This window comes from Burkholderia sp. E168m23, from assembly GCF_016586125.1.
Taxonomy (GTDB): domain Bacteria; phylum Pseudomonadota; class Gammaproteobacteria; order Burkholderiales; family Burkholderiaceae; genus Burkholderia; species Burkholderia orbicola.
In genome coordinates this window covers 1-1,794 of the sequence record NZ_BCPP01001193.1, presented here as the reverse complement: position 1 = coordinate 1,794, position 1,794 = coordinate 1, and the positions used below count along the sequence as shown (strand labels likewise).

Annotated in this window: 2 protein-coding genes and 1 pseudogene; all 3 read left to right on the top strand. The window is 69.3% G+C overall.

Annotated elements, in window-relative coordinates; all coding sequences use genetic code 11:
- A pseudogene (locus tag JMF90_RS35585) lies at positions 1-144 on the top strand (ABC transporter substrate-binding protein); the annotation flags it as partial.
- A 53-nt stretch (positions 145-197) separates the two neighbouring features.
- On the top strand, positions 198-1,247 hold the full coding sequence (locus tag JMF90_RS35580; RefSeq protein WP_011694742.1) for an LLM class flavin-dependent oxidoreductase: 1,050 nt from the start codon (positions 198-200) through the stop codon (positions 1,245-1,247).
- Between the two features lie 10 nt (positions 1,248-1,257).
- Positions 1,258-1,794, top strand: a 537-nt coding sequence (locus JMF90_RS35575; protein WP_201326206.1) for an LLM class flavin-dependent oxidoreductase, incomplete at its 3' end; no start/stop codon positions are given.

Genomic DNA, 1,794 nt, shown 5'->3' with positions numbered 1-1,794 from the left:
AGCGGCCTCGCCGAGCCGCTGACCGTCGCGCTGAACGACCTGATCAAGAGCGGCCGCTACCAGCAGGTGCTCGACCGCTGGAACCTCGCGTCCGAAGCGATCGACCAGTCGCGCACGAATCCGCCCGGGCTGCCGAAGAGCTGAGCGCCGCGCGCGCCAGACCGTCCATCCACGCTCACGCAGGAACGCCGCTCACCATGTCTTATTCGCTCTCGTTGCTGGACAAGAGTCCGATCGCCGACGGCGCGAACGCCGCCGACGCACTGCGCTTCACCACGACGCTCGCGCGACGCGCCGAACAGCTCGGCTACGCGCGCTTCTGGGTCGCCGAGCATCACGGCACGCCGGGCTTCGCGAGTTCGGCGCCGGAGGTCGTCGTCGCGCACCTGCTCGCGCACACGTCACGCATCCGCATCGGCTCGGGCGGCGTGATGCTGCAGCACTACAGCCCGTTCAAGGTCGCGGAAACCTTCAAGCTGCTGGCCGCGCTCGCGCCGGGCCGCGTCGATCTCGGCATCGGCAAGGCGCCGGGCGGGCTGCCGCTGACCACGCGTGCGCTGCAGTGGTTCCACGACAAGGCGCGCAAGCCCGATTTCGCGGGGCAGCTCGCGGAGCTCGACGCGTTTCTCGGCTGGGGCGTGGCCGAAGATCATCCGCTCGCCGGCGCGGTCGCGATGCCGGTGCCGCCGCAGTTGCCTGAACGCATCCTGCTCGGCGGCTCGCCGGACAGCGGCGCGCTCGCCGCGCGCCACGGCTGGCGCTTCTGCTACGCGGGCCATTTCAACGGCGACGATGCGAATCTCGAACGCTCGCTCGACGCCTACCGCGGCGCGGGCGGCGAGAAACCGCTCGTCGCGCTGTACGCGGTCGCCGCGCCGACGCGCGACGAGGCCGAACAACTGATCGGGCCGCTGAAGATCTTCAAGCTGCAGTTCGCGGGCGGCCAGAGCTTCAATCTCGGCAGCGCGCAGGCGGCCGCGGAATTCGCGCGGCAAAGCGGTGCATCCGACTACCGGATCGACGAGTTGCGCCCGACGGTACTGGCCGATACGCCCGAAGGCGTGCACCGCGCGCTCGACGCGCTGAGCCGGCGGCTCGACGTCGATGCGTTCGTGATCGATTCGCCGGTATCCGACTACGCGGCGCGGCTCGCGTCTGCCGAATGGCTCGGCGGCGCGCTGTCCACCACGCCGTTGCAGACGGCCCTCGCGGCCGATCGCTCCCTCTCCCCTGACCAGAACACGTGACATTCCCATCATGACGACCCGACGATCGATTCCCTTCGGCCTGATGCTGCAAGGCGCAGGCAGCCACATGAACGCGTGGCGGCATTCGAGCAACCCGCCCGACGCCAGCATCAACCTCGACTTCATGATCGGCGTCGCGCGCAAGGCGGAAGCCGCCGGCATCACGTTCGCGTTCGTCGCGGACGGCCTCTACATCAACGAGAAGTCGATCCCGCACTTCCTGAACCGCTTCGAGCCGCTGACCGTGCTGTCGGCGCTCGCGGTCGCGACGAAGAAGATCGGGCTCGCGGGCACGATCTCGACGTCGTACAGCGAGCCGTTCACGGTCGCGCGCCAGCTCGCGTCGCTCGACGCGATCAGCGGCGGGCGCGCGGGCTGGAACGTCGTGACGACGCCGCTCGAAGGCACCGCGAAGAATTTCGGCAAGACGCACCCGGACCACGAACTGCGCTACGAGATCGCCGACGAATACCTCGAGGTCGTGCAGGGCCTGTGGGACAGCTGGGACGACGATGCATTCGTGCGCGACCGCGCGACCGGCCGCTTC